Below are 22,234 nucleotides of genomic sequence, written 5' to 3'. Positions count from 1 at the left end.
GCTTACGCGTCCGCCGTGGGGGCGTCGTCGGTTTTCTTCGGCGCCACCATGCGCGCGGCGATGATGCCCAGCTCGTAGAGCACCATCATCGGCACGGCGAGCATCATCTGCGAGACGACATCCGGCGGCGTGATGATCGCCGCCACCACGAAGATGCCGACGATCGCATAGCCGCGCCATTCGCTCAGCTGCTTCGGCGTCACCCAGCCCAGCAGGCACAGGATGACCAGCGCGATCGGCAGTTCGAAACTCGCGCCGAAGGCGAGGAAGATCACGAGCACGAAGTCCACGTATTTCCCGAGGTCCGGCATCATCTGGACGACTTCGGGCGTGAAGCGCGTGAGGAAGCCGAACACCGCGGGCAACACGAGGAAGTACGCGAACGCGCAGCCCGCGTAGAACAGCAGCACCGCCGAGACGAGCAGCGGCAGCGCGAGTTTCTTCTCTTTCGCGTACAACCCCGGCGCGACGAACGACCACGCCTGGAACAGCAACCACGGCGCGGACAGGAACAGCGCCGCGAAGAACGCGAGCTTCACCGGCACGAAGAAACCGCCGGCCGGATCCACCGCGATCATGTGCCCGCCTTCCGGCAGCTTGCTGATCAGGGGCGCCGCGAGGCGGTTGTAGAGCCGGTCGGCGAAGGGCATCAGCGCCGCGAACACGACGATCAGGCCCACGACCGCGCGCAACAGGCGCGAACGCAGTTCGAGCAGATGGTCGACCAGGCGGCTGGGCGGCGCGGTGTCAGCGTCCTGCATGGGCGTCGTCGGCGGGCTTGCGCGGGTGGGGGGCGTCTTCGTGTTCGTCGTGGACGACGTCGACATCGAACCCATCGTCGTCTTCATCCGCCGGCGGCGGCCCGATGTCGTCGATCTCGAGCGTGGAGCCCATCGGACGCTCCTCTTCTTCGGCGAAGGCCGGCGCCTTGTCGGCGTTCGCCTCGCCCTGTGCCTCTGACGCTTGCGATTCTGCAGCGGCCGGCAATGCCGTCGCTGCGGTCTTCACTTCATCGAAGCCCTGTTCGAGGCGTTGCTGGAACGCCGCCGCGCCACCGCGCAACTGTTCTTCCGCCTGGCGCAGCGATTCGCGCGTTTCGCGCAGGCTGCGCTGCAGTTCCTCGGCCGCCAGGTCGCGCTCGAATTCGGACTTCACCGCATACCACTGCGCGCGCGCCTTGCGCACCCACAGGCCTGCGAAGCGCGCCGCCTTCGGCAGGCGCTCGGGTCCGAGCACGATCAGCGCAACGACCGCGATGACCAGCAGCTCACTGAAACCGATGTCGAACATCGCCGATGCCCGAGCCTAGCCCGCCTCAGCGCGGCGGTTCGTTGGTCTGGTCTTGCTCGCGGCGCTCGCGCTCGCGTTGGTCGGCCTGTTCGCGGTTCGCATCGGGCAGGCGGCCGGCCGGCTTGTCTTCCTCGTCGGTCATGCCTTTCTTGAAGCCCTTCACCGCTTCGCCGAGGTCCTTGCCGACGCTACCGAGGCGCTTGGTGCCGAAAACCAGGATCACGATCACCAGCACGATGAGCCAGTGCCACAGACTGAAACCACCCATGTGGGCATGCCTCGTGGGGAAAGGGGAGAGAAAGGATAGCGCAGAGTGTGTGAGAACCGCCCGAAGATGAACGCGCATCCCGGGCGGTCGAGGGGCGTGCGCGGGGCACGCGACCCATCAGGGTGTGGGCGGCAGCGACTCGGTGCGGGCCGGTGCATCGTCGGCCGGAACGACCGGCTGCGATGCAGTGACCGTGGTGGTGGCCGCCGTGGCGGGCATCGTGCCGGACGGCGCGACCGGGGCCGGCCCGGCCTGCGCGACGGTGGGGCCCGTGCCGCGGTTTGCGCGCGCCATCGCGGTGGCTTCTTCCAGCTGGTCGCGGAAGGAGACGATCGCGGCAGACGGCATCTGGCGCGCGCGGCCTTCGAAGATCATGCGCGGCGTGGTGCCCTCGCCGTAGACGGATTGGTTGGCGGCGTCGTCGATCGACAGCACCGCACCATCCAGTGCGACGCCCGCGAACAGGCCGCGCGCGCGCGACCACGACCAGATCTCGGCCTTGAACTCGCCGTCGGTCGCCGTCGATGCATTGCGGCCCAGCGGGCCGGCCGCGACGCCCGCATCGGCGCCCAGGGTGAACTTGCCGTTGACGATCGACTCCAGCCCGCGGTCGCTGCGGAACACCAGCACCACGTCCGCCGACTGCACGCCGGCCTGGAAGCCGACGCTGCCGCCGGTCAGGCTCACGAAGGTCGGGTTGGACCAGGTGCCGTCGGCATTTTTCACCGACAACAGACCATGGCCGCGGCGGCCACCGATGACCAGGCCGGCCTTGATGGTGTCGGGGACGATCACGACCGCGCGCGCTTCATCGAGCAGCTTGTCGGGGATCGCGCTTTCGGGAATGGCCTGGATGTCGGTGAGCACGCGCACCGCGTTGCGGGCGCGGTCGTCTTCGCGATCACCGGCGACGGCGTGCAGGCTGGAAGCGAGCAGGAGGACCGCCAGGGTGGCGGAGAGCGTGCGGCGGGCAGGCAGAGGCATGGCGGACTCCACGATCGGGGCTGGGGGGCAACGCAGGAAGCGCAACAAGGACAACACAAGCCAGCAAGGGTTCAGTCTGTTCGTCGCGCGATGAATCGCGAGCGAACCGGTCACACCGTGACATCCTATTGCCTATGACCGCACCGAAGACACCCGAGACCGCCGTCGTCCTCGTCAACCTCGGCACGCCTTCGGCGCCGACGCCGCGCGCGGTGCGCCGCTACCTCGGCGAATTCCTGATGGACCCCCGCGTGGTGTCGCTCCCGCGCTGGCTGTGGGGACCGCTGCTGCACCTGGTGATCCTGCCGCTGCGCAGCCGTCGCGTGGCGCGCAAGTACGCCGAGATCTGGATGGACGAAGGGTCGCCGCTCGCCGTGCACACGCGCCGCCTCGCGCAGGCCGTGCAGCAGCGCATGCCGCAGGCACGCGTGGTGCATGCCATGCGCTACGGCGCGCCTTCGATCCCGGACGTCTTCGCTGCGCTGCGCGCCGACCGCGTCGGCCGCGTGATCGTGCTGCCGCTGTATCCGCAGTATTCGACGACCACCACCGCCTCGGTCGAGGACCTCGTGCGGCGCACGCGCAACATGCCCACGCACAGCGTCCACGACTACCACCGCGATCCGCGCTGGGTGCAGGCCATCGCCGACTCGATCCGCGCGCACTGGGCCGCGAACGGGCGTGGCGACACGCTCGTCTTCTCCTTCCATGGCCTGCCGCAACGCCTGGTCGATGCGGGCGATCCCTATGCCGCGCAATGCGAGGCCGGCGTGGCTGCGATCGCCGAGGCACTCGCGCTGAAGCCCGGCGACTACCGGCTCACGTACCAGTCGCGCTTCGGCAAGGAGCAGTGGCTGGAACCCGCCACCGTGAACGTCCTCGGCGAACTCGCGCGCAATGGCGTGCGCAAGGTCGACGTGGTCTGCCCGGGCTTCGCGGTCGACTGCCTGGAAACGCTCGAAGAAATCGCGATCCAGAACGCGCAGGTGTTCACCGCGGCCGGTGGCCAGGCGCTGCGCTACATCCCCTGCCTCAATGATGCGCCCGCGCACGCCGACGCCCTCGCCGCACTCGCGACCGAAGCGATGCCCGCATGAACACGCTGCGCGAGACCACGATCGACACGCCCTACGGCCGACTCACCGGCCTGCGGGGCGGCACCGGCACGCCCGTCCTCGCGCTGCACGGTTGGCTCGACAACGCCGCGAGCTGGATCCCGCTCGCGGAACACCTGCAGGGCATCGACCTCGTCGCACTCGATCTGCCGGGCCACGGCACCAGCCCGCACCTGCCGGTCGGCGCGGAGTATTCGCTCGCGGGCACCGTGCACACCGTGCTCGATGCGGCGGATGCGTTGGGATGGGAACGATTCGCCGTGCTCGGGCATTCGATGGGCGCGGCGATCGGCACCATCCTCTCCGCTGCGGCGCCCGAGCGCGTCGCGCGCTTCCTCTCCATCGAAGCCCTCGGCGCGCTGGCCGACCGCGAAGACCGCACCGCCGACCGCCTGCGCGAAGCCGTGGCCGCGCGTCGCGCGCTTGCGGGCAAATCGCTGCGCGTCTTCCCCGACCGCGACACCGCCATCCGCGCCCGCATGCAGGCCAACGGCCTGAGCGAGCCCGTCGCGCGCCTGCTCGTCGAACGCGGAACGCGCGCGGTGCCCGGCGGTTTCGAATGGAGCAGCGATCCGCGCCTGACCGTCGCCACGCCCCTGCGCATGACCGAAGGCCAGGTGCGCGACCTGATCGCGCACATCGAATGCCCCGTGCGCGTGCTCTTCGCCGATCCGGCGCAGCCCTACCTGCCCGACGCGCTGCGCCGCGAACGCGCCAGCGCTTTGACGCGCGGAGACGTGGTGGTGATGCCCGGCGGCCACCACCTGCACATGGAAGACCCGCGCGCGGTGGCGCAGGCGATCGGCACGTTCTTCGTCGACTGAGATTTCGTCGACTGCGTTACTGCTGGTTCGTCGCGACCTGCACCCCGAGCGTCACGCCCTTGCCGGCGTTGTCGTTGAACGAGAGTGTCGCGCTGCGCTTGTCCTTTTCGTACACGATCACCTGCGATTCCGCGGTCTGCGACATCGCGACGGTCTGCTTCCACCCTTCCGCCTGCATGCGCTTGCCGGCTTCGGCCGCCAAGGTACCGACGGCGCCTGGGGCTTCGACCTGGAGCACCATCGCGCCCGGCATTTCCATCGCGCTCTTCACGGCGTAGTGCTCGGGCAGGTAGACGTCCTTCGGGAAGGTTGCGGGCAAGGTCGCCGTATCGCCGGCGGTGATCTTCATCTCGCCCTTGTCGGTCTGGAACTTGACCTCGCCGTTCTTGGCATCGACCTCGGCCTTCTTGCCGGTGCTGGCTTCGATCGCGGCTTCGGCCGCGCGTTCGCCCATCGATTTTCCGCACGCGGCGAGCGTCAGTGCGATGGCGGCAGCCGCCAGGAGTTGAGAGTTGCGCATCGTCTTTTCCCGGTTGAGTGGGAAGGAAAACGTTGCGCACGACGGCCACCGGACAAGCGGTTCAGCCCGACAGCAAGCCTCGCAACGTCGCTTTCAGGCGTCGCCCGTCCGCATGGAAGTAATCGCGTTCCTCGCGCCAGCTTGGGAAACGCATTTCGACTTCGCGCCAGAACGCGCGCGAGTGATCCGCATGCACGAGGTGGCACAGCTCATGCACCAGCACGTACTCGAACGCCGAGGGCCGCGCGAGCACGAGTGCGAGGTCCAGGCCGACCACGCCATTCGGCGCCAGTGAGCCCCATTGCGAGGACATCACCTTGAACTGCACGCGACGCGGCGGGCGCGGCAGCGACGGCAGGTAGTGCGGCAACCAGCGCGCGATGTCGCCGCGCGCCTGGGTTTCGTAGAAATCGCGCAGCGCGCGGCGCATGGCGGCATCGCCGGCGCGCGCGGGGAGGCGGAACACGGCGTCCCCCGATTCGGCGTCCAGTGCGAGCGAGGCGAAGCGCCCTTCGCTCCAGCGCAGGGGCACGAAGGCACCGCGCAGCGGTATTGCCGTGGTGACGTCGCGCTGCAGCGTCGGCAATCCGACCAGCGTGTAGCGCTCGAGCTGGTCCGCGAGCCATTCGCGATGTTCGGCGAGGAAGCGTTCCCCGGAGACCAGGCTCGCGCGCGGCGGCAGCGTCAGGCGCGCGCCGCGCTCGTCGACGGAGAGTCGAAGGCGGCGCGCACGCGGATTGCGCACGCGCTGGATGTCGATCTGGCGGCCGTCGTGGAGCACGAGCGAGGTCACGTCGCGTTCGAAAACGGGCGTGCGCGGCGCCAGCAGGCGACGGAGCGGATTCGGCATGCGACGGATTCTAGAACGAGCGGGCGCGTGAAATTCGCTTGGGCTGCGTCATTCTTCCACGCGCGAAATCTTCAACGCCGGTTCCAGCACGTTGAACAGCCGCTTGGCCTCGCCCGCCATGAGGGCGAAGCGTGCGTCGAGTTCGGCGCGCACATCGTCGCGCTCGGTCGATTCCATCGCATCGACCGCGCCTTCCAGCAGCTTGAACTTGCGCACCACCAGGTCTTCGCCGAGCACGAAGGAGACGTGGTCGTCCAACGTGAGGGCCAGGCGCGTCACCTGCTTGCCGGACTCCAGGTGCTTGGCGATCTCGTCGCTCTGCAACTCCTGGCGCTGGCATTTCACCACCGCGCCCTTGTCGGCGGCGTCCTTGAGCTCGCATTCGTCGCCGATCGACAGGCCTTCGGGCAGCGGTTCGCCCGCGACCCAGCCGGTGAGGATGCTGCGCGGCGCGACTTCTGCATTCACCGGCAGCGCCGGGAAGCTGCCGAGCGCGTGGCGGATCTCGCTCACCACGTTTTCAGCGGCCTTGCGCGAGGACGAGTCGACCACGCACAGGCCATGCGACAGGTCCAGCAGCGCATCGGTGCGGCCCGGGCGCACGAAGGCGCGCGGCAGCAGTTCGTGCACCAGGTCTTCCTTGAGCCGCTTGCGCGCGCGTCCGCCCGGCTTGCGGCCTTCCTTGCGCTCGATTTCCTCGAGCTTGCGCGAAAGCAGGTCGTTCACCACCGCGCCCGGCAGGATCTTCTCTTCGCTGCCCACGCTCAGCCAGATCGCATCGGAGATCTTGTGCGAGAGCGATTCGCCGTCGCGGCCGAAGGGCGAGATGAAGCCGCGCGAAGACAGCTCCAGCGCACCGACGGGCTTGAGCGCGCATTCGGCGAGGCGGGATTCGATTTCGGACAGGTCGAGCGAGGTGGGGAAGCGGAACAGCGTCAGGTTGCGAAAGAACATTCGGAATGCAGGACCTAAGTTGGGCGCCGAGTTTACTCGTCGTCGCCGGGTTCGTGCGGCGTTCCCGCCAACCACGCATGCGCATCCGGCAGCGGGCCGTCGGTCCGCGCGCCGAGCGTGAGGAAATCGAACAGCGTCGGGTCGCTGAGCTGCGAAGGCCGCACGTCGCCGAGCGCACGCGCAATGCTCTCGATGCGGCCGGGGGATTCCTTCTCCCACTCCGCCATCATGCGCGCCACCTGCTTGCGCTGCAGGTTTTCCTGCGAGCCGCACAGCGTGCACGGGATGATGGGGAATTCGCGCGCCATCGCATATTCGGTGATGTCGGCCTCGCGCACGTAGGCCAGCGGGCGGATCACCACGTGCTTGCCGTCGTCCGATCGCAGCTTCGGTGGCATGCCACTGAGCTTGGCGTGGAAGAACATGTTCAGGAAGAACGTGGCGACCAGGTCGTCGCGATGGTGGCCGAGCGCGATCTTCGTGAAACCTTCGGCTTCGGCGTGCGAGTACAGCGCGCCGCGGCGCAGGCGCGAGCACAGCGAGCACATCGTCTTGCCTTCCGGCACGACGCGCTTGACCACCGAATAGGTGTCCTGCTCCAGGATCGTGTACGGCACGCCGAGCGACTTCAGGTAATCGGGCAGCACGTGCTCCGGGAAGTTCGGCTGCTTCTGGTCCAGGTTGACCGCGTGCAGTTCGAAGGAGACCGGCGCCTTCTCCCGCAGCTGCAGGAGGATGTCGAGCATCGTGTAGCTGTCCTTGCCGCCGGACAGGCACACCATCACCTTGTCGCCTTCTTCGATCATCCCGAAATCGGCGATCGCGCGCCCCACCTGGTGGCGCAGGCGCTTGGCCAGGCGCAGCCGCTCGTGCTCGCGGCGGCGTGCGCGCGGCTGGGGCTCGAGCAGGGGCAGGGGGGCAATGGTCGACATGGTCGGAAAAACGCGTGCGGACACGCATTCTAGCAACGCGGCCCGGCCCGTCCGCGCTAAGCTCGGCGCGTGAACCAGCCGACCGAACCCGGCGAACTCGCCCGCATCTCCCAGCGCGTGATCGAGCTCAAGCTCGAGCACCGCGACCTCGACGCCGCCATCGAACGGCTGCAGCTGGACGCCGAGACCGACGAACTCACGATCAAGCGCCTGAAGAAGCGCCGCCTGCAGCTCAAGGACTGCATCGCGAAGCTCGAATCGGCGCTGATCCCCGACGAACCGGCGTAAGCCCCCTCACGCCTCCGGCGGCGGGGGCGGCATTTCTTCCGGCGGCGGCAACGGTACGGCCATCGACTTCGGCTTCGCCGCTTCCGGGCTCACCTTCTCGATCGTATGGCGCAGCTCGCGGCCCAGGATGATGCGCGCGTCCTTCGCCCACGCGTCCAGGCGTTCGTCGAACATCAGCTTGCCGGCTTCGTTCGGCCACACCATCCGCATCTCGCGCAGCTTCTGGATGAAGCCGCGGAACAGCGTGCGGTCGAAGAATTCCGGCGCGGCCGGTGCGTACAGCAGCGACAGGCGCTGCGCGGCGAGCTGGCACAGGCTCTCCAATTCACCCGACGACAGCGTGCCCGCGCCGTTCTTCACCAGCACCGAAATCGCGATGTAATAGCGCTCGAAGGCCTGCTGCAGCGAATGGCCGATGGCACGCAGGCGGAACACCTCGTCGGTCTGGCCGCCGCTGCGCGCGAGCATGCCGCCTTCGTCTTCGTTGACCTGGGTGATCAGGCCTTCGCGGATGAACACCTCGATCGTGCGTTCGATGCGTTCGGAGAAGCCGGCCTCGTCCCACGGCAGGAACAGCTCGCCCTTCAGGAACGGATAGACCGTGCGGCCCAGGCGCTGCAACTGCACGCGCGACAGGCGCCGGTTGTGCAGGAAGCACACCGCGATCCACGCCGAAGCGGTGAACAGGTGCAGCACGTTGTTGCGGTAGTAACTGAGCAGGCCCGCGGTGTCGTCGTCCACGCTCAGCACGTCGCCGAGCGGGTGCTTGGTGCGCGAGAGCATCTGGATTTCTTCGCCGTGCGCGATGATCTGCTCCGGCGTATGCGGCGTGACGGTCACGCGATCGGAATACGGCACGTCGGAGAGCAGCGTCTTGGCCAGCGTGATCTGCGCCTGCAGGTCGGCCTCGCCCATCGCGTGCTTCGGCGTGGACAACAGCGCCATCGCGAGCAGGTTGATCGGGTTCACGTCCGCGGCGCGGTTGATGTTGACCTGGATGCGCTGCGCGGTGGCGTCCACCGTGTCGGACAACCAATCCGGGCGATCGTCTTCGTCCAGCGGCGAGCCGTCCCACGCCGGCGCGTGTTCGGCGAGCATGTCGTTGAGGCGGATGGGCTCGCCGAAATTCACCACGACCTGACCGTAATTGCTGCGCAGCACCCGCGGGATGCTCATGAGCAGCTGCCAGATCGATTCCTTCTGCTTCGGCTTGCCGATCAGCTCGTCGAGGTAGCTGTCGCCTTCGAGCAGCTTTTCGTAGCCGATGTAGACGGGCTGGAACAGCACCGGGCGCGTGGGCTGGCGCAGGAACGCGCGCACCGTCATCGCGACCATGCCGCCCTTCGGCGGCAGCAGGCGGCCCGTGCGCGAGCGCCCGCCTTCGATGAAGTACTCGAGCGAGTAGCCGCCGGCGACCAGCTGCGAGACGTACTCGGTGAACACCGCCGAATACAGCGCGTTGCCGCGGAAGCTGCGGCGCAGGAAGAACGCACCGCCGCGACGCAGCAGCGACCCGATCACCGGCAGGTTGAGGTTGATGCCCGCGGCGATGTGCGGCGGCACGATGCCCTTGGTGTAGAGCAGGTAGCTGAGCAACAGGTAATCCATGTGGCTGCGATGGCAGGGCACATAGACGACTTCATGGCCGGGCGCGTTCTGCTTGAGCGTGTCCAGGTGGTGCACGAGCACGCCGCGGTAGATGCGGTTCCACACCGTGGTGAGCATGAAGCTCACCGAACGCACGACCGGATGCGAGTAGTCGGCCGCGATTTCGTAGATGTAGGCGTGCGCCTTCTTCCACGCTTCGGCCTTGCCCTTCTCCGGATCCTTGGAGTTCTCGCGGCGCGCCTGGTCGGCGATGGCTTCCTTCACCGAATCGGCGGAGAGCACCTGGTCGGCGAGCAGGCGGCGCGTCGACAGGTCGGGCCCGATGATCGCGGCGCGAATGCGGCGGAAATGCGCACGCAGCACGCGCGAGAGCTTGCGCACGGTGCGTTGCGGTTCCAGGCCTTCGTCGACCGAGGCGCGCACCGAGACCGGCGGGGCGAACTGCACGGTCGTCGAGCGCCCGTTGAGCAGGATCGCGAGCAGGCGGCGGAAACGGCCGACAATCGTCCAGTTTTCGGAGAACAGCACCGAGAACCAGCCACTGTGCTTGTCCGGCGCGCGGCCGACGAAGATCGAGACGGGCACGAGTTGCACGTCGAGTTCGGGGTCTTCGCGATGCGCCTGCAGCAGGCGCGCGAGCGAACCGGAGTGCGTCTTGTGTTCGGGCCCCGGCGTGAGCCCGAGCACCTTCAGCGTGTTGGCGTTGCGACGCGAGAGCGCGACGTAGGCGCGCTTGCGACCCAGCGGATCGCCCGGCATCGGTTGCAGCGGCGACGGCAGCCCGGCTTCGCGACACGCGCGTTCCAGGATCAGTGCGTTCGACAGGCCGTAGTCTTCGAGCACGTAGCAGACGGGGCGGCCGTCGGCGAATTCGGCGGGCGTCTTCGGTTCGAGTTCGATCTCGATCCACGGCTCGAGCAGCTTGCCCATCAGGCGCGCCCACAGCGGCGGACGTGCGCCCACCGCATTGGACGGTCCGCGCGTGCCTTGCGAGCCGGGCGGCGGCGGGAGTTCGAGCGGAAGCTCCGGCGCGTCGTGCGCGGCCGAGGGGTCTTCCGGCGTCGGGTTCGACGGCATGGGATTCGACGGAAGCTCCGGCGTGTCGCCGTTTCCGGGCGGCGCGGTCGGCGCGCCTTCGGCCTGCGACGCGGCAGGCTTGGAGGGTTCGTCGTCGAAAAGCGGGAGGGTCGGTTGGTTCGGCATCGCCGCCATTATGGCGAAGCTGCCCCGTTACCGGCCGATGGGCTTGCCGAAACAGCCGCCGGGGCGCTCTGCGCACGCGCGCCCGGGCCGTCCAGCGAGGCCTCGGCATTGCGCAGGTAATCCTCCAGGTACCAGCGGCCATCAATGCGCTGGACCTCCAGCATGGTGTCCACGACCTGCGTGCCCAGCGTGTAGCGCAAGCGGACGGTGGCGACGTCGCCGGTCTGCTGCACCAGCGTGGCCTGCAGGCCGCCGAGGGTCGCATCCAGGTCCAGGCCGTAGGAGGCGAAGACCTGCTTGCTCGCGGCGAGGAAGGGCCCGAGGCGCTCCAGCGATTCGTCGAGCCCCAGGTTGGCGAGGTCGTCGGCGGAGGCGATCCCCGTGCGCCGTGCCGCGGTGGTCAGCAGGGCGATCGCGCCGCGCGCACGACGCGGATCCGACAGCGGCGCGTTCGCGGCCCAGCGGCTCATGGCTGCGACCGACTGCGTGTAGTGATCGCGCTCGGCGGCGCTGTAATGGCCTTCCTTGCGGATGTATTCGACGCCGAACACGCCGAGCGAGGTCGCGGCCGAACGCAGGTCCTCGCCCGCGTTGGCGAACTGATGGTCGAAGGTCTTCTGCAGGCTCGTGCGCGCATCGTCGGCGGACAGCGCGGCGAGCATCGCGGGCAGGCGATCTTCCAGGGGCAGTTCATCCAACGGCCAACGGCTGCGTCCGGTGCGCCAGGCGGTCTCGAGGCGCGCATGCAGGTCCGGTGGCACCGCGACCGTCGCGAAGCCCTTGGCGTCGTTGCTGCGCAGGCGTTGCGCGAGTTCGAGCACGGCCTGCGTCGGGCGGTCGCCGCCGGGCACCGCAGGTGCGCTGCGCTGGCAGGCGGCGAGCAATGTGGCGCAAGCCAAGGCGCCGGCGAGCGTGAGGCGGACAACGGGGGCCGGGCGGGTTGTGAGCGGCATGCGCGGATCATCGCCCAACCAGCCAAAGAAAAAGGAGGCGCGAGGCCTCCTTCAAGTCCGGCAGGGCCGGAAGACATCGGTTGTGGCATGGCTCCGGCGCAGGCCGGATGCGTGCAGGCTAGCCCAGCGGCCGTAGTTGAGGCAACACCTGAAATGTTGCCTCGCAAGCCATTGAATTACTTGGCGTCGTCAAGCGCCTGGATCTTCTGCGCGCGCCGCGCGCCGGCCGGCTGGCGCCAGTCGTTGTTGAACAGTGCCGGCTCCCAGGACCCGTACATCGGGTTCGGCAGCACGAACCACCGCTCGCCGATCCACGTCGTGTAGGGCGCGACGGCCTGCGCGCGACCTTCGGGCGTGTTGGCGAGGATCTGCACGAAATCCCCGACCTGGTCGCCGAACTGCATCAGCACCCGGTGCGTGCGACCCACGAGCTGGCGGCGGCAGGACTTCTCCGAGCCTTCCTGCTCGCAGCCATCGACGACCGTGCCGAGCCCGAGCACCTGGTCGTCCTTCGCGACCGGGAAGCCCGCCTGGCGCAGGTTCGCGATGGTGTCGGCGGTGAGGCTCGCATCGCGATTGGTGATGTAGAAAACGGTGACGCCCTGCTTCGCCGCGCTCGTCAGGAATTCGACGGCGCCCGGCAAGGGCTTCGCCTTGCGCTCGGAGACCCACTGGCCCCACGCCGCCTCGTTGAAGCCGCGCTGTTCGCGGATCGCGCGCACCTGGCTGGGTGCGTTGTCGAGCACCGTTTCGTCGACGTCGACGATGATCGCGGGCGCAAGGCGCGAGGCATCGCCGCTGCGGTCTTCCTTCGGCAGCGCATCCCAATGCTTGTCCTTCAGCGCGGCCTCCAAGCGATACGACGCACCGCGATACACCGTGCGATACACCAGGTCGCGTTCGGCCGCACGCTGGTACCAGACGGTGGCGTTGAGCGAATCGTCGGCGGGCGGCTCGGCCTGCGCGGTGGCCGGTGCATGCGTCGGCGTTTTCACCCTGGGCGTCGGCGTCCAGGGCGTTTTGTCGGCCGCCGCGGCATCGGCTTCGGCCGCCGCCGACATGCCGGACTCCGACGTCGTCACGCAACCGGCAAGTGCCAACAACACGGCAGCGGAGAGGGCAGCCTGGGGAACGAAACGCATGAGTCGGGTCCGGCGGGTCAGGGCCGGCGAGTTTAGCGAAGCTGCGATGGCGCAGGCGTGTCAGCCGAGCTCGACACTCTGCAGCGACACGCGCTTCTTGCCGTCGCCGAGCACCTGCGTACCGACTTCGCGGAAACCGAAGCGCGCATGAAATCGCCGCGAGGGTTCGTTCGGCGGCTCGATGTCGAATTCGCAGGTCACGCGCGGCACGCCGCTGGACCGCGCGAACGCGAACAGGTCTTCGTACAGCAGCGCGCCGAGCCCATGGCCCTGGTGCGTAGCGGCGACGACGATGCGATCGACGTAGAGGAAGGCGTCGCAAGTCGCATCGAACCACCGGTAGTTGGGACTGTCGTACGCCGTGCCTTCGCGGAAGGCGAGGAGGAAGGCGATCGCCGTGCCGTCTTCCTCGAGCACGCGCCCGTACACCGCCTGCGCGCGCAATTGCGCGTAGCGGGCGGCGTCCATCGGGCTGAGCACCTCCTCGGATTCGAGGTTCAGCGCGAGGATGGCCGCGGCATCCGCGTCCGCGATGTCGCGCACGCGCAGCGACGCGCTATGCATCGAGCAATGCGCGGATCGCGGCGAAGCCTGCGCTCGCGCGTTCCTGCTTCTGCGCGGCATCGGCCACCGGGTCGGCGCCATCGCGCTGCAGTTCGTCCGACGGCAGCTCGTCGAGGAAGCGGCTCGGCAACAGGCGTTGCCTCTCGCCCCAGCGCTGCGCTTCGCGCGAATGCGACAGCCAGAGTTGTTCCTTCGCGCGCGTGATGCCCACGTACATCAGGCGACGTTCTTCATCCAGTCGCCCTTCCTCCAGCGACGCTTCGTGCGGCAGGTTGCCGTCCTCCACGCCGACGATGAAGACGTAACGGAACTCCAGGCCCTTCGCCGCATGCAGGCTCATCAGGCGGACCTGGTTGCCGGCATCGCCCTTGTCGGCGTGCGAAAGCAGCGCAAGCGCCGCGGCGAGTTCGCCGGGGCCGGAGGTCTTCGGGCCGTCGAACCAGTCCGCGAGTTCGTCGAGGTTCTGGCGGCGGCGCTGGAACGTCGCTTCGTCCTTGCACTGCGCGCGCACCATCGCGAGCAGGCCGGAGCGTTCATTGAGCTTGCGCACCAGTTCGGCGGGCGGCATGCGCGCGGCATCGCCACGCAGGCCCTGCAACAGGTCGGCGAAACCCTGCAACGCATTCGCGCTGCGCGCGGGCAACTGCTTGAGCAGGCCCACCGACGTGGCCGCGCGCGACAGCGACAGATGCGCGTGCTGCGCCAGCTCCGCCAGCTTGGCCAGCGTCGTCGCGCCCACTTCGCGCTTGGGCGACTGCACCGCGCGCAGGAAGGCCGCGTCGTCATCGGGATTGGCGATGCAGCGCAACCACGCCATCGCATCCTTCACTTCGCCGCGGTCCAGGAACGCCGTGCCGCCGCTGAGGTGGTAAGGCACGCGCAACAACTGCATCGCCTTTTCCAGCGGCCGCGACTGGTGGTTGCCGCGGAACAGGATGCAGAAGTCGCTCCACGGCGCGCCGCGCGACTGGTTGAGGAAGTGGATCTGGTCGGCGACCTTCTCCGCCTCGTGCGCGCCGTCGCGGCATTCCCACACGCGGATGCGCTCGCCGTCGGCCTGGTCGCTCCACAGCGTCTTGGGATGCTCGTGCGGGTTGTGCGCGATCAGCGCATTCGCCGCGCGCAGCACGCGATTGCTGCAGCGGTAGTTCTGTTCGAGCTTGACGATCTTCAGCGCGGGGTAGTCCGTGCCCAGCGACAACAGGTTGTCGGGGTTCGCGCCGCGCCATGCGTAGATGGACTGGTCGTCGTCGCCCACGCAGGTGAAATCGCCGCGCGGGCCTGCCAGCGCCTTGAGCAGCCGGTACTGCGCGTCGTTGGTGTCCTGGCACTCGTCGACGAGGAGGTAGCCGATGCGCTCGCGCCAGGCGGCCACGGCTTCCTCGTCGGCTTCCAACAGGTGCACGGGCAGGCGGATGAGGTCGTCGAAGTCGACGGCGTTGAATGCGGACAGGCGCTGCTGGTAGCGCGCGTACAGGGCGGCGGCTTCGCGCTCGCGGATGCTCTGCGCCGCTTCGGCGGCTTGCTCGGGCGACAGGCACGCGTTCTTCGCGCGCGAGATGAGGTTGCGCGCCGCGTCGATCGCGTCGGGCTTGCTGCCCGGCGGCAGGAGGTCCTTGATCTGCGCGTTGCTGTCGTCCGAGTCGAAGATCGAAAACCCGCGGCGCAAGCCGATCTTCGCGTGCTCGATCTGCAACATCTTCAGGCCGAGGGCGTGGAAGGTGCAGATCGTGAGGCCTTCGCCGGCGTCGCCCTTCAGGCGCTTGGCCACGCGCTCCTTCATCTCGCGCGCGGACTTGTTGGTGAAGGTGATCGCAGCGATGCGACGCGCCGGCATGCGGCCGGAGGCGACCAGGTGCGCGATCTTTTCCACGATCACGCGCGTCTTGCCGCTGCCCGCGCCCGCCAGCACCAGCAACGGCCCGTCGACGTGCAGCACGGCCTGGCGTTGGGGAGGGTTGAGGCCGTGCAAGGCGGGCTCCGGTGGGGTCGCGCGAAGGGCCGCGCAGTGTAGCCGCCCGGCCCCGCATAATCTGCGGCATGGCCAAGCTCTATTTCTATTATTCGGCGATGAATGCGGGGAAGACGACGACCCTGTTGCAGTCTGCGCACAACTATCGCGAACGCGGCATGCGCGTGATGATTTTCACGCCCGCGCTGGACGATCGCGCGGGCGCGGCCGGGACGGTCGCCTCGCGCATCGGCCTCAAGGCGCAGGGGACGCCCTTCGGCGCCCGCGACGACCTTCAAGCCCGCGTGCGCGAGGACATCGAGGCGCACGGTAAGCTGGATTGCGTGCTCGTGGACGAGGCGCAGTTCCTCTCCAAGGCGCAGGTGTGGCAGCTCAGCGAAGTCGTCGACCAGCTGCGCATCCCGGTGCTGTGTTACGGGCTGCGCACGGATTTCCGCGGCGAGCTGTTCGAAGGCAGCCAGTACCTGCTGGCATGGGCGGACGAACTCAGCGAGATCAAGACGATCTGCCACACCGGCAAGAAGGCGACGATGACGGTGCGGGTGGACGAGCAGGGACGCGCCGTGCAGGCGGGCCCGCAGGTGGAGATCGGCGGCAACGACCGTTACGTGTCTGTGTCGCGCGCGGAGTTCAAGAAGGTGATGCGCGGCGAGGGAACGATCGAGCCGGTGCAGCCCTCGCTGCTCGACTGAGCCTGCGTCACTTCAGCGCGAGCGGCGTGCACGCCGCGCGGATGGCATCGACTTCGCGCGGCAGGCGCCCGCCCTGCGGGAGGGCGGCGTGCAGTTCTTCGGACAGCGCATCGAGTTCGCTGCGCGCGCGCAGCGTTTCCGGGCCGCGGCAGCGCGCCTCGCCGAGATAGGCGCGCGCGCGCCAGCGCAGGTCGCGCGGTTCGGTGCCGCCGGCGAACTTCTCGCTCGCGAGCCGTTCCATCGTGCCGAATGCGCGCACGTCGTCGTCGCGCGCCAGTTCGCGCGCCAGGGTCAATTCGATCGCCTGCGTGCGCAGGTTGTTCGCGCCCAGCGCCGAACTTGCATCGCCGACGGCGCGTTCGAGCCGGTCGATCGCAGCGGCGTGGTCGCCGGCCGAGGCGAGCATGCGGCCCTGGATGTGTTCGACGTCCGCGGTGATCGGATGGCGCAGGCCGAGTTGCGCCACGGCGAGCTGGTGCGCCAGTTCGATTTCCGTGTTCGCTTCCTCGTTGCGGCCCAGGGCCTGCAGGACTTCCGCGTGGTCCGCCATCGCGCGCACCATGCGCGTGCGCGCCGACGTGGAGCGCCAGATGGCGATGGCCTGGCCCAGCTCGCGCTCGGCTTCCTCCATGCGTCCTTGCTCCCACGCGAGCATGCCGAGCGTGTAGAAGCTGCTGCCCACGTCGACGTGTTCCTCGCCGACGCGTTCGATCAACAGCGGCGTCGTCGCGCGCAGGTCGCGCTCGGCGACGTCCAGCCAACCCTGCTCCATGTACACGGCGGCGCGTTGGCGATGCAGTGCAAGCGTCGTGGGGTGGCGGTCGCCGAGCAGTTCGACCGAGAGGTTGAGCGCGGCGTCGATGGCTTTCGCCGCTTCGTCGGGGCGGCCCTGTTCGCGCAGCAGTGCGCCGATGCGGCGCTGCACCTGGATCGCGAGCGGGTGGCGCTCGCCCAGGCGCACCTGCAATTGCGCCAGTGCGTTGCGCAGGCCGCGCAAGGCAGCGTCGGTCTTGCCCGCGTCGGCGTCCACGTTGGCCAGGTCGAGCAGGTTTTCGACCTGCCCCGGTTCGTCGTCGAGTACGTCCTTGCGGATCGTCATCGAGTATTCGAGTAGCTGGCGCGCCGTGTTGAACTCGCCGACCGCGCTGCGGCAGCGCGCGAGTTGCGAGTAGTACTCGGCGACCTGGGCGGGGAGCTGCGACTGCTCGCGCCGCGCGCGCTCCATCATCGGCTGCATGACGTTGATGCAGCCACGCGGATTGTCGAGCTGGCGTTGCGCCAGGCCCAGTTGCGTGGCCGATTCGAGCTGCAGGCTCGGCGGTGCATCGTCGCCGAAGGTGGCCAGGATCGCGGCCTGGCGATCCAGCAGCGACATCGCTTCGCGGTAGTCGCCGAGGCCCAGGCGCAGGCGCGCGATGATGCCGAACACCTCCGCGCGCGCGAGGGGTTGTCGCGCCAGTTCGCGGTTGGCGCGCACGATGCCGTTGTCGAGCAGCGAGCGCATGTCGATCGCATCGTCGCGCGGCGCAGCGCCCGCGCCTTCGAACAGACCGATGACGAAATCCTGCAGCGCCTGCGCGCGGGCGGCTTCCTGCACGGCCTGCTGCCCCTGCCACGCGACGATCGCCAGCGCCGCGCCGAGCACGCTGGTGATCGCGATGCCAGACGCCAAGGCCCAGCGATGTCGCACGCAATACTTGCGCACGCGGTAGCCCACGCTCTGCGGTCGCGCCAGCACGGGCTTGCCCGCGAGATAACGCTCCAGGTCCAGCGACATCGCCTCGACCGAGGGATAGCGCTGCTCCGGTTTCTTCCCCAGGGCCTTCAGCACGATGTTGTCGAGGTCGCCCGACACGATGCGCGAACGCCTGCGCAGCATCGCCGAATCGCCGTCGCCGGCATCGGCCTGGCGCTGCAGCGCCTGCGAAGGTCGCGTCGGATCGCCCTGCAGAATCGCCTCTTCCCATTCGGCATCGGTCTGCCGTTTCAGGCGGTAGGGCTTGGCGTCGGCGAGCAGTTCGTAGAGCACGACGCCGAGCGAATACACATCGGTCATCGTCGACACCGGCTCACCGCGCACCTGTTCCGGCGCTGCGTAGTGCAGCGTGAACGCGCGCACGCCGGTGCGCGTCTGTTCGGGCGAAGCCGCCTCGGTGTCGATCAGCTTGGCGATGCCGAAGTCGAGCAGGCGGACGTCGCCTGCGGGCGTGACCAGGATGTTCGAGGGCTTGAGGTCGCGGTGGACGATGAGGTTGGCGTGCGCGTGCGAGACCGCGTCGCAGATCTGGTGGAACAGATCCAGCCTCGATTCCAGCGACAACTTGCGCGCGCGGCAGTAATCGGTGATCGGCTCGCCTTCGATGTATTCGAGCGCGAGATACGGTTGGTGGTCGCCGCTCACGCCTGCATCGAGCAGTCGCGCGATGTGCGGATGCGCCAGGCGCGCGAGGATCTGGCGTTCGCGCGTGAAGCGCAGGCGCAGGTTCGGATCGACCAGGCCCGGGCGCAGCAGCTTCAGCGCGACGCGGCGCTGGTACAGGCCATCGGCGCGCGCGGCCAGCCACACCTGGCCCATGCCGCCTTCGCCGAGCATGCGTTCAAGGCGATAGGGGCCGACATCTGCTCCCGGGCGCGGGCCGGGCAGCGGTGCGACGAGCGGTTCGGAGAGGAAATCCTCGCGATCGGTTTCCAGGCGCAGCAAGGCTTCGAGGTCTTCCGCGGTCTGCGGATCCTCCTCGCGCATCAACTCGAGGCTACGCGTGCGCTCGTCTTCGTCGAGCTCGAATAGAGCATCGAGCAACGGGGACAGTCGTTGCCAGCGCTCGGGGTCCATTGCCGTCCGGCGTCAGCCGTCCTTCAACGACGCGAGGAGGAACAGGCGCGCCTTCTGCCAGTCGCGGCGGATACTGCGTTCGGAGCGCTTGAGCAGCGCAGCGATCTCCAGTTCGGACAGTCCGGCGAAGTAACGCAGTTCGACCACCTGCGCCAGGCGCGCGTCGACCGCGGCCAGGCGCGTGAGCGCGGTGTCCAGGCCCAGGGTTTCTTCATCCAGGCGCAGGCCGCCTTCGACTTCCTCGGGCAACTCGGTGACGCGGTGCAGATCGCCGCCGCGCTTCTGCGCCAGGCGCTGGCGCGCGTAGTCGACCACGACGCTGCGCATCGCCGACGCCGCGTAGGCGAAGAAGTGCGCGCGATCGTCGAACTGCGCCGAATTGCGCCCGACCAGTTTCAGGTAGGCCTCGTGCACGAGCGCGGTGGCATCGAGCGTGTGCCCGTGCTGCCCGGCGAGCTGCCGGCGCGCCATGGCGTGCAGTTCCTGATACAGGGTGGCGAGCACGCGATCGAGCGCGCCGCGATCTCCATCGCGTGCGGCGTCCAACAGCTCGGTGATGTCGGCAGTCTCGGCCATGTGCCCCCTCAGGGGGCCGAATATAGCCCGGACCGTGAGGCCCGGCACGCGGTTTCGGGCCTCGACCGGCCTCAGAAAGCTGAATTTCCCTGCTGAGTCAGCGCTGGCAGCGGGTGCACCACACGGTGGTGCGCTGGCCGATCGAGGCTTCCTTCAGGGGCCGGCCGCAGCGCGGACATGGCGCCCCGCCTCGGCCATAGGCCGACAGTTCGAGCTCGAAATACCCGGGCAGGCCGTCGGGGCTGATGAAGTCGCGGAGGGTGGTGCCGCCGCGTTCGATGGCATGGGCCAGGATCCGCTTCACCGCGTCGGCGAGCGAACGGTAGCGTTCGCGCGACACGCGGCCGGCCTCGCGCAGGGGCGAAATGCCCGCTTCGAACAGGGCTTCGGCGGCATAGATGTTGCCCACGCCCACCACGATTCCCTGGTCCATCAGGAAGGTTTTCACCGGGGCCGTGCGGCCGCGGCTGCGCGCGAAGAGGTAGTCGCCGTCGAAGCCGTCCGACAAGGGCTCCGGCCCCAGGTCGCGCAGGAGTTCGTGGGTTTCGCCGGGCGCCTGCCAGAGCAGGCAGCCGAAGCGGCGCGGGTCGTTGAAGCGCAGGACGCGGAGCGGGTCGCGGCCGCGGGGGTCGAGCAGGATGTCGACATGGTCGTGGGCGGCGACCGGCGTGGCGGCGGGCAGGACGCGCAGGCTGCCGGACATGCCCAGGTGGAGCAGCGCGCTGCCGACCTCGGTGTCCAGCAGCAGGTATTTCGCCCGGCGGCGCACGGCATCGATCCGTCGGCCGGGCAGCAGGCGCGCGACTTCCGGCGGAATCGGCCATCGCAGGTCCGGACGCCGCAACACGACGTCGGTGACGATGCGCCCTTCGACATGCGGCGCCAGGCCGCGACGCGTGGTTTCGACTTCAGGCAACTCGGGCATGGCGCAAGTGTGGCAGGCCCGTGGACGTGAAAGCGGCAGCAGACCGTTCCAACGGTTGTTATGCGGTCTGAACACCCCCATCACGGATCGGCGACATACGCACGCGCACGGCCGAACTCCGGTGGCAATATGGCTTCCGGGGTGGTCCCCCGCGCCCCGCACGTTCACCCGGAGTCACGATGCACGCTTTCCTCGAATTCCTGTCCGGCGGACTCCTGCAGTTCGGCTGGATCGGCCTGCTGGTCTACCTGTTGGTCGCCACGCAGCTCACGATCTTCTCGGTCACCCTGTACCTGCACCGCAGCCAGGCCCATCGCGGCGTCGATTTCCATCCAGTGCTCGCGCACTTCTTCCGCTTCTGGACGTGGCTCACCACGTCGATGATCACGAAGGAATGGGCGGCGATCCATCGCAAGCACCATGCGAAGTGCGAGACCGAGGAAGATCCGCACAGCCCGATGTACAAGGGCATCAAGACCGTCTTCTGGCGCGGCGTGGAGCTTTATCGCGAAGCGCGCGGCGATCGCGAGTCGATCGAGAAGTACGGCAAGGGCTGCCCGGAGGACTGGATCGAGCGCAAGGTCTACACGCCGCACGCGACGATGGGCCCCACGCTCCTGCTCTTCCTCAGCTTCGCGCTGTTCGGCCTGCCGGGCGTTGCGGTGTGGGCGATCCAGATGGCGTGGATCCCGTTCTGGGCCGCCGGCGTCGTCAACGGCCTCGGCCACTGGTGGGGCTACCGCAACTTCGAAACCACCGACACCGCGACCAACCTCACCCCGTGGGGCGTCTGGATCGGCGGCGAAGAGCTGCACAACAACCACCACGCGTTCCCGAGCTCGGCGAAGTTCGCGCTGCGCAAGTTCGAATTCGACATCGGCTGGGCCGCGATCAAGTTCTTCGAAATGTTCGGAATGGCGAAGGTCCTGCGCGTGGCGCCCTCGCTCGACGTGCGACCGAACATCCACGTACCGGACAGCGAAACCATCAAGGCGCTGCTGACCCATCGCTTCCAGGCCATGACCGATTTCCATCGCAACGTGCTGAAGCCGGCGCTGCGCGAGAGCCAGGCCGCGCTGCCGCGTCCGCTGCGCAAGGGCCTGAGCGACGACGGTCGTTGGCTGAAGCCGGATGCGCGTGCCCAGCTGCAGGCGTGGATCGCGCAGAACCCGCGGATCCGTGCGCTGGTCGAACACCGCGCGCGCCTGGCGGCCGTGCTCGAAGCGCGCGGCAATGACGCCGCGGCGACGCTGCAGAACCTGCAGGCCTGGTGCAAGGAAGCCGAAGCCAGCGGCATCCGCCAGCTGCAGGACTTCTCGGCGCGCCTGAAGGGCTACCAGCTGCACGCTGCGTGATGCCCTTTCGCACGCGCGAAACTCGAAGACCCGCACGGTTGCGTGCGGGTCTTTCGTTATTGGCGCTCGCAATCCTCTGCACCACGGCCCACGCGCAGGTCACGGCCAGCGCCGACTACCTCGCCCGCATGGACGCCGACCACGACGGCCGCGTTTCGCTCGTCGAATACCAGGATTGGCTGAGCTACGCCTTCGACGCGATGGACGCCGACCACGACGGCACGCTCTCCCCCGCCGAACAACCGGGCGGGCGCGGCAAGCCCATCACGCGCGACGCCCATCGCGCACGCCTGGCCGACGCCTTCGCCCGCCAGGACAAGAACCGCGATGGATTCCTGAGCGCCGCGGAACTCGCCTCGCCGCCACGCTGAGTACACTGGGCGTTC

Annotated in this window: 22 protein-coding genes; 6 read left to right on the top strand and 16 right to left on the bottom strand. The window is 68.5% G+C overall.

Features of this window, described 5'->3' with window-relative positions; all coding sequences use genetic code 11:
- Positions 1-2: 2 nt before the first annotated feature.
- The 4 genes from tatC to LVB87_RS04380 form a co-directional block, all read right to left on the bottom strand.
- Positions 3-761 carry a twin-arginine translocase subunit TatC gene (gene tatC / locus LVB87_RS04395; protein WP_232899699.1) on the bottom strand — a complete coding sequence of 253 codons (759 nt, stop codon included), beginning with the start codon at positions 759-761 and terminating at the stop codon, positions 3-5.
- Positions 748-1,290 (bottom strand): Sec-independent protein translocase protein TatB, encoded by a 543-nt coding sequence (gene tatB, locus LVB87_RS04390; protein WP_232899698.1) that lies wholly within the window; start codon positions 1,288-1,290, stop codon positions 748-750. The genes tatC and tatB overlap by 14 nt, the downstream gene beginning before the upstream one ends.
- A 25-nt stretch (positions 1,291-1,315) precedes the next feature.
- The gene (gene tatA / locus LVB87_RS04385; RefSeq protein ID WP_232899697.1) at positions 1,316-1,558 is read right to left on the bottom strand and encodes a Sec-independent protein translocase subunit TatA; all 243 of its coding nucleotides are present in this window, start codon (positions 1,556-1,558) and stop codon (positions 1,316-1,318) included.
- A gap of 117 nt (positions 1,559-1,675) precedes the next feature.
- Positions 1,676-2,542 carry a lipid-binding SYLF domain-containing protein gene (locus LVB87_RS04380; protein WP_343223409.1) on the bottom strand — a complete coding sequence of 289 codons (867 nt, stop codon included), beginning with the start codon at positions 2,540-2,542 and terminating at the stop codon, positions 1,676-1,678.
- 134 nt (positions 2,543-2,676) lie between these two features.
- Between LVB87_RS04380 and hemH the strand changes: the two genes are divergently transcribed.
- Both hemH and LVB87_RS04370 read left to right on the top strand, forming a co-directional pair.
- The gene (hemH, locus tag LVB87_RS04375) at positions 2,677-3,639 is read left to right on the top strand and encodes a ferrochelatase (protein WP_232899696.1); all 963 of its coding nucleotides are present in this window, start codon (positions 2,677-2,679) and stop codon (positions 3,637-3,639) included.
- A complete protein-coding gene (locus LVB87_RS04370; protein ID WP_232899695.1) occupies positions 3,636-4,481 on the top strand; it encodes an alpha/beta hydrolase in 846 nt (281 codons plus the stop codon). The genes hemH and LVB87_RS04370 overlap by 4 nt, the downstream gene beginning before the upstream one ends.
- A gap of 16 nt (positions 4,482-4,497) precedes the next feature.
- Here the strand turns inward: LVB87_RS04370 and LVB87_RS04365 are convergent, their stop codons facing one another.
- From LVB87_RS04365 to ttcA, 4 genes are all read right to left on the bottom strand, one after another.
- A complete protein-coding gene (locus LVB87_RS04365; protein ID WP_232899694.1) occupies positions 4,498-5,001 on the bottom strand; it encodes a hypothetical protein in 504 nt (167 codons plus the stop codon).
- 61 nt (positions 5,002-5,062) lie between these two features.
- A complete protein-coding gene (locus LVB87_RS04360) occupies positions 5,063-5,851 on the bottom strand; it encodes a SprT family zinc-dependent metalloprotease (RefSeq protein ID WP_232899693.1) in 789 nt (262 codons plus the stop codon).
- Between the two features lie 48 nt (positions 5,852-5,899).
- Complete coding sequence (locus LVB87_RS04355; RefSeq protein ID WP_232899692.1) at positions 5,900-6,805, bottom strand: recombination-associated protein RdgC; 906 nt, start codon at positions 6,803-6,805, stop codon at positions 5,900-5,902.
- 32 nt (positions 6,806-6,837) lie between these two features.
- On the bottom strand, positions 6,838-7,737 hold the full coding sequence (gene ttcA, locus LVB87_RS04350) for a tRNA 2-thiocytidine(32) synthetase TtcA (RefSeq protein ID WP_232899691.1): 900 nt from the start codon (positions 7,735-7,737) through the stop codon (positions 6,838-6,840).
- Positions 7,738-7,842: 105 nt separating this feature from the next.
- On the opposite strand from ttcA, the gene LVB87_RS04345 reads away from it, so the two are divergent.
- Positions 7,843-8,025, top strand: a complete 183-nt coding sequence (locus LVB87_RS04345) for a YdcH family protein (RefSeq protein WP_232900450.1) — start codon at positions 7,843-7,845, stop codon at positions 8,023-8,025.
- A gap of 6 nt (positions 8,026-8,031) precedes the next feature.
- Here the strand turns inward: LVB87_RS04345 and plsB are convergent, their stop codons facing one another.
- The 5 genes from plsB to LVB87_RS04320 form a co-directional block, all read right to left on the bottom strand.
- Positions 8,032-10,845 carry a glycerol-3-phosphate 1-O-acyltransferase PlsB gene (plsB, locus tag LVB87_RS04340; RefSeq protein WP_232899690.1) on the bottom strand — a complete coding sequence of 938 codons (2,814 nt, stop codon included), beginning with the start codon at positions 10,843-10,845 and terminating at the stop codon, positions 8,032-8,034.
- Positions 10,845-11,789, bottom strand: coding sequence for a hypothetical protein (locus tag LVB87_RS04335; RefSeq protein WP_232899689.1), 945 nt, complete (start codon positions 11,787-11,789; stop codon positions 10,845-10,847). The genes plsB and LVB87_RS04335 overlap by 1 nt, the downstream gene beginning before the upstream one ends.
- 176 nt (positions 11,790-11,965) lie before the next feature.
- A complete protein-coding gene (locus LVB87_RS04330; RefSeq protein ID WP_232899688.1) occupies positions 11,966-12,931 on the bottom strand; it encodes an HAD family acid phosphatase in 966 nt (321 codons plus the stop codon).
- Positions 12,932-12,991: 60 nt separating this feature from the next.
- Positions 12,992-13,495 carry a GNAT family N-acetyltransferase gene (locus tag LVB87_RS04325; RefSeq protein WP_232899687.1) on the bottom strand — a complete coding sequence of 168 codons (504 nt, stop codon included), beginning with the start codon at positions 13,493-13,495 and terminating at the stop codon, positions 12,992-12,994.
- Positions 13,488-15,467 carry a UvrD-helicase domain-containing protein gene (locus tag LVB87_RS04320; protein WP_232899686.1) on the bottom strand — a complete coding sequence of 660 codons (1,980 nt, stop codon included), beginning with the start codon at positions 15,465-15,467 and terminating at the stop codon, positions 13,488-13,490. The genes LVB87_RS04325 and LVB87_RS04320 overlap by 8 nt, the downstream gene beginning before the upstream one ends.
- A 68-nt stretch (positions 15,468-15,535) precedes the next feature.
- Between LVB87_RS04320 and LVB87_RS04315 the strand changes: the two genes are divergently transcribed.
- Complete coding sequence (locus tag LVB87_RS04315; RefSeq protein WP_232899685.1) at positions 15,536-16,159, top strand: thymidine kinase; 624 nt, start codon at positions 15,536-15,538, stop codon at positions 16,157-16,159.
- 7 nt (positions 16,160-16,166) lie between these two features.
- Here the strand turns inward: LVB87_RS04315 and LVB87_RS04310 are convergent, their stop codons facing one another.
- The 3 genes from LVB87_RS04310 to mutM all read right to left on the bottom strand — a co-directional run bounded on the left by LVB87_RS04310 (position 16,167) and on the right by mutM (position 20,493).
- Positions 16,167-18,959 carry a serine/threonine-protein kinase gene (locus LVB87_RS04310; protein ID WP_232899684.1) on the bottom strand — a complete coding sequence of 931 codons (2,793 nt, stop codon included), beginning with the start codon at positions 18,957-18,959 and terminating at the stop codon, positions 16,167-16,169.
- Positions 18,960-19,004: 45 nt separating this feature from the next.
- Positions 19,005-19,568: an ECF-type sigma factor gene (locus LVB87_RS04305; protein ID WP_232899683.1), complete on the bottom strand. Its 564-nt coding sequence runs from the start codon at positions 19,566-19,568 to the stop codon at positions 19,005-19,007.
- 97 nt (positions 19,569-19,665) lie between these two features.
- On the bottom strand, positions 19,666-20,493 hold the full coding sequence (gene mutM / locus LVB87_RS04300; RefSeq protein WP_232899682.1) for a bifunctional DNA-formamidopyrimidine glycosylase/DNA-(apurinic or apyrimidinic site) lyase: 828 nt from the start codon (positions 20,491-20,493) through the stop codon (positions 19,666-19,668).
- Positions 20,494-20,672: 179 nt separating this feature from the next.
- On the opposite strand from mutM, the gene LVB87_RS04295 reads away from it, so the two are divergent.
- Entirely contained in the window at positions 20,673-21,848 is a 1,176-nt protein-coding gene (locus LVB87_RS04295; protein ID WP_232899681.1) for a fatty acid desaturase, read from the top strand.
- A gap of 59 nt (positions 21,849-21,907) precedes the next feature.
- The gene (locus LVB87_RS04290) at positions 21,908-22,219 is read left to right on the top strand and encodes an EF-hand domain-containing protein (RefSeq protein WP_232899680.1); all 312 of its coding nucleotides are present in this window, start codon (positions 21,908-21,910) and stop codon (positions 22,217-22,219) included.
- Positions 22,220-22,234 lie beyond the last annotated feature (15 nt).

The organism is Lysobacter sp. KIS68-7 (assembly GCF_021284745.1).
Lineage (GTDB): Bacteria > Pseudomonadota > Gammaproteobacteria > Xanthomonadales > Xanthomonadaceae > Noviluteimonas.
Note: the sequence above shows the minus strand (reverse complement) of the source record. Positions and strands in the feature narration are given on the sequence as shown.

What these genes read in the sequence shown, in the direction of transcription:
- tatC (WP_232899699.1), bottom strand. Translation starts at nt 761, where the DNA reads ATGCAGGACGCTGACACCGCGCCGCCCAGCCGCCTGGTCGACCATCTG.
- tatB (WP_232899698.1), bottom strand. Translation starts at nt 1,290, where the DNA reads ATGTTCGACATCGGTTTCAGTGAGCTGCTGGTCATCGCGGTCGTTGCG.
- tatA (WP_232899697.1), bottom strand. Translation starts at nt 1,558, where the DNA reads ATGGGTGGTTTCAGTCTGTGGCACTGGCTCATCGTGCTGGTGATCGTG.
- LVB87_RS04380 (WP_343223409.1), bottom strand. Translation starts at nt 2,542, where the DNA reads ATGCCTCTGCCTGCCCGCCGCACGCTCTCCGCCACCCTGGCGGTCCTC.
- hemH (WP_232899696.1), top strand. Translation starts at nt 2,677, where the DNA reads ATGACCGCACCGAAGACACCCGAGACCGCCGTCGTCCTCGTCAACCTC.
- LVB87_RS04370 (WP_232899695.1), top strand. Translation starts at nt 3,636, where the DNA reads ATGAACACGCTGCGCGAGACCACGATCGACACGCCCTACGGCCGACTC.
- LVB87_RS04365 (WP_232899694.1), bottom strand. Translation starts at nt 5,001, where the DNA reads ATGCGCAACTCTCAACTCCTGGCGGCTGCCGCCATCGCACTGACGCTC.
- LVB87_RS04360 (WP_232899693.1), bottom strand. Translation starts at nt 5,851, where the DNA reads ATGCCGAATCCGCTCCGTCGCCTGCTGGCGCCGCGCACGCCCGTTTTC.
- LVB87_RS04355 (WP_232899692.1), bottom strand. Translation starts at nt 6,805, where the DNA reads ATGTTCTTTCGCAACCTGACGCTGTTCCGCTTCCCCACCTCGCTCGAC.
- ttcA (WP_232899691.1), bottom strand. Translation starts at nt 7,737, where the DNA reads ATGTCGACCATTGCCCCCCTGCCCCTGCTCGAGCCCCAGCCGCGCGCA.
- plsB (WP_232899690.1), bottom strand. Translation starts at nt 10,845, where the DNA reads ATGGCGGCGATGCCGAACCAACCGACCCTCCCGCTTTTCGACGACGAA.
- LVB87_RS04335 (WP_232899689.1), bottom strand. Translation starts at nt 11,789, where the DNA reads ATGCCGCTCACAACCCGCCCGGCCCCCGTTGTCCGCCTCACGCTCGCC.
- LVB87_RS04330 (WP_232899688.1), bottom strand. Translation starts at nt 12,931, where the DNA reads ATGCGTTTCGTTCCCCAGGCTGCCCTCTCCGCTGCCGTGTTGTTGGCA.
- LVB87_RS04325 (WP_232899687.1), bottom strand. Translation starts at nt 13,495, where the DNA reads ATGCATAGCGCGTCGCTGCGCGTGCGCGACATCGCGGACGCGGATGCC.
- LVB87_RS04315 (WP_232899685.1), top strand. Translation starts at nt 15,536, where the DNA reads ATGGCCAAGCTCTATTTCTATTATTCGGCGATGAATGCGGGGAAGACG.
- LVB87_RS04305 (WP_232899683.1), bottom strand. Translation starts at nt 19,568, where the DNA reads ATGGCCGAGACTGCCGACATCACCGAGCTGTTGGACGCCGCACGCGAT.
- mutM (WP_232899682.1), bottom strand. Translation starts at nt 20,493, where the DNA reads ATGCCCGAGTTGCCTGAAGTCGAAACCACGCGTCGCGGCCTGGCGCCG.
- LVB87_RS04295 (WP_232899681.1), top strand. Translation starts at nt 20,673, where the DNA reads ATGCACGCTTTCCTCGAATTCCTGTCCGGCGGACTCCTGCAGTTCGGC.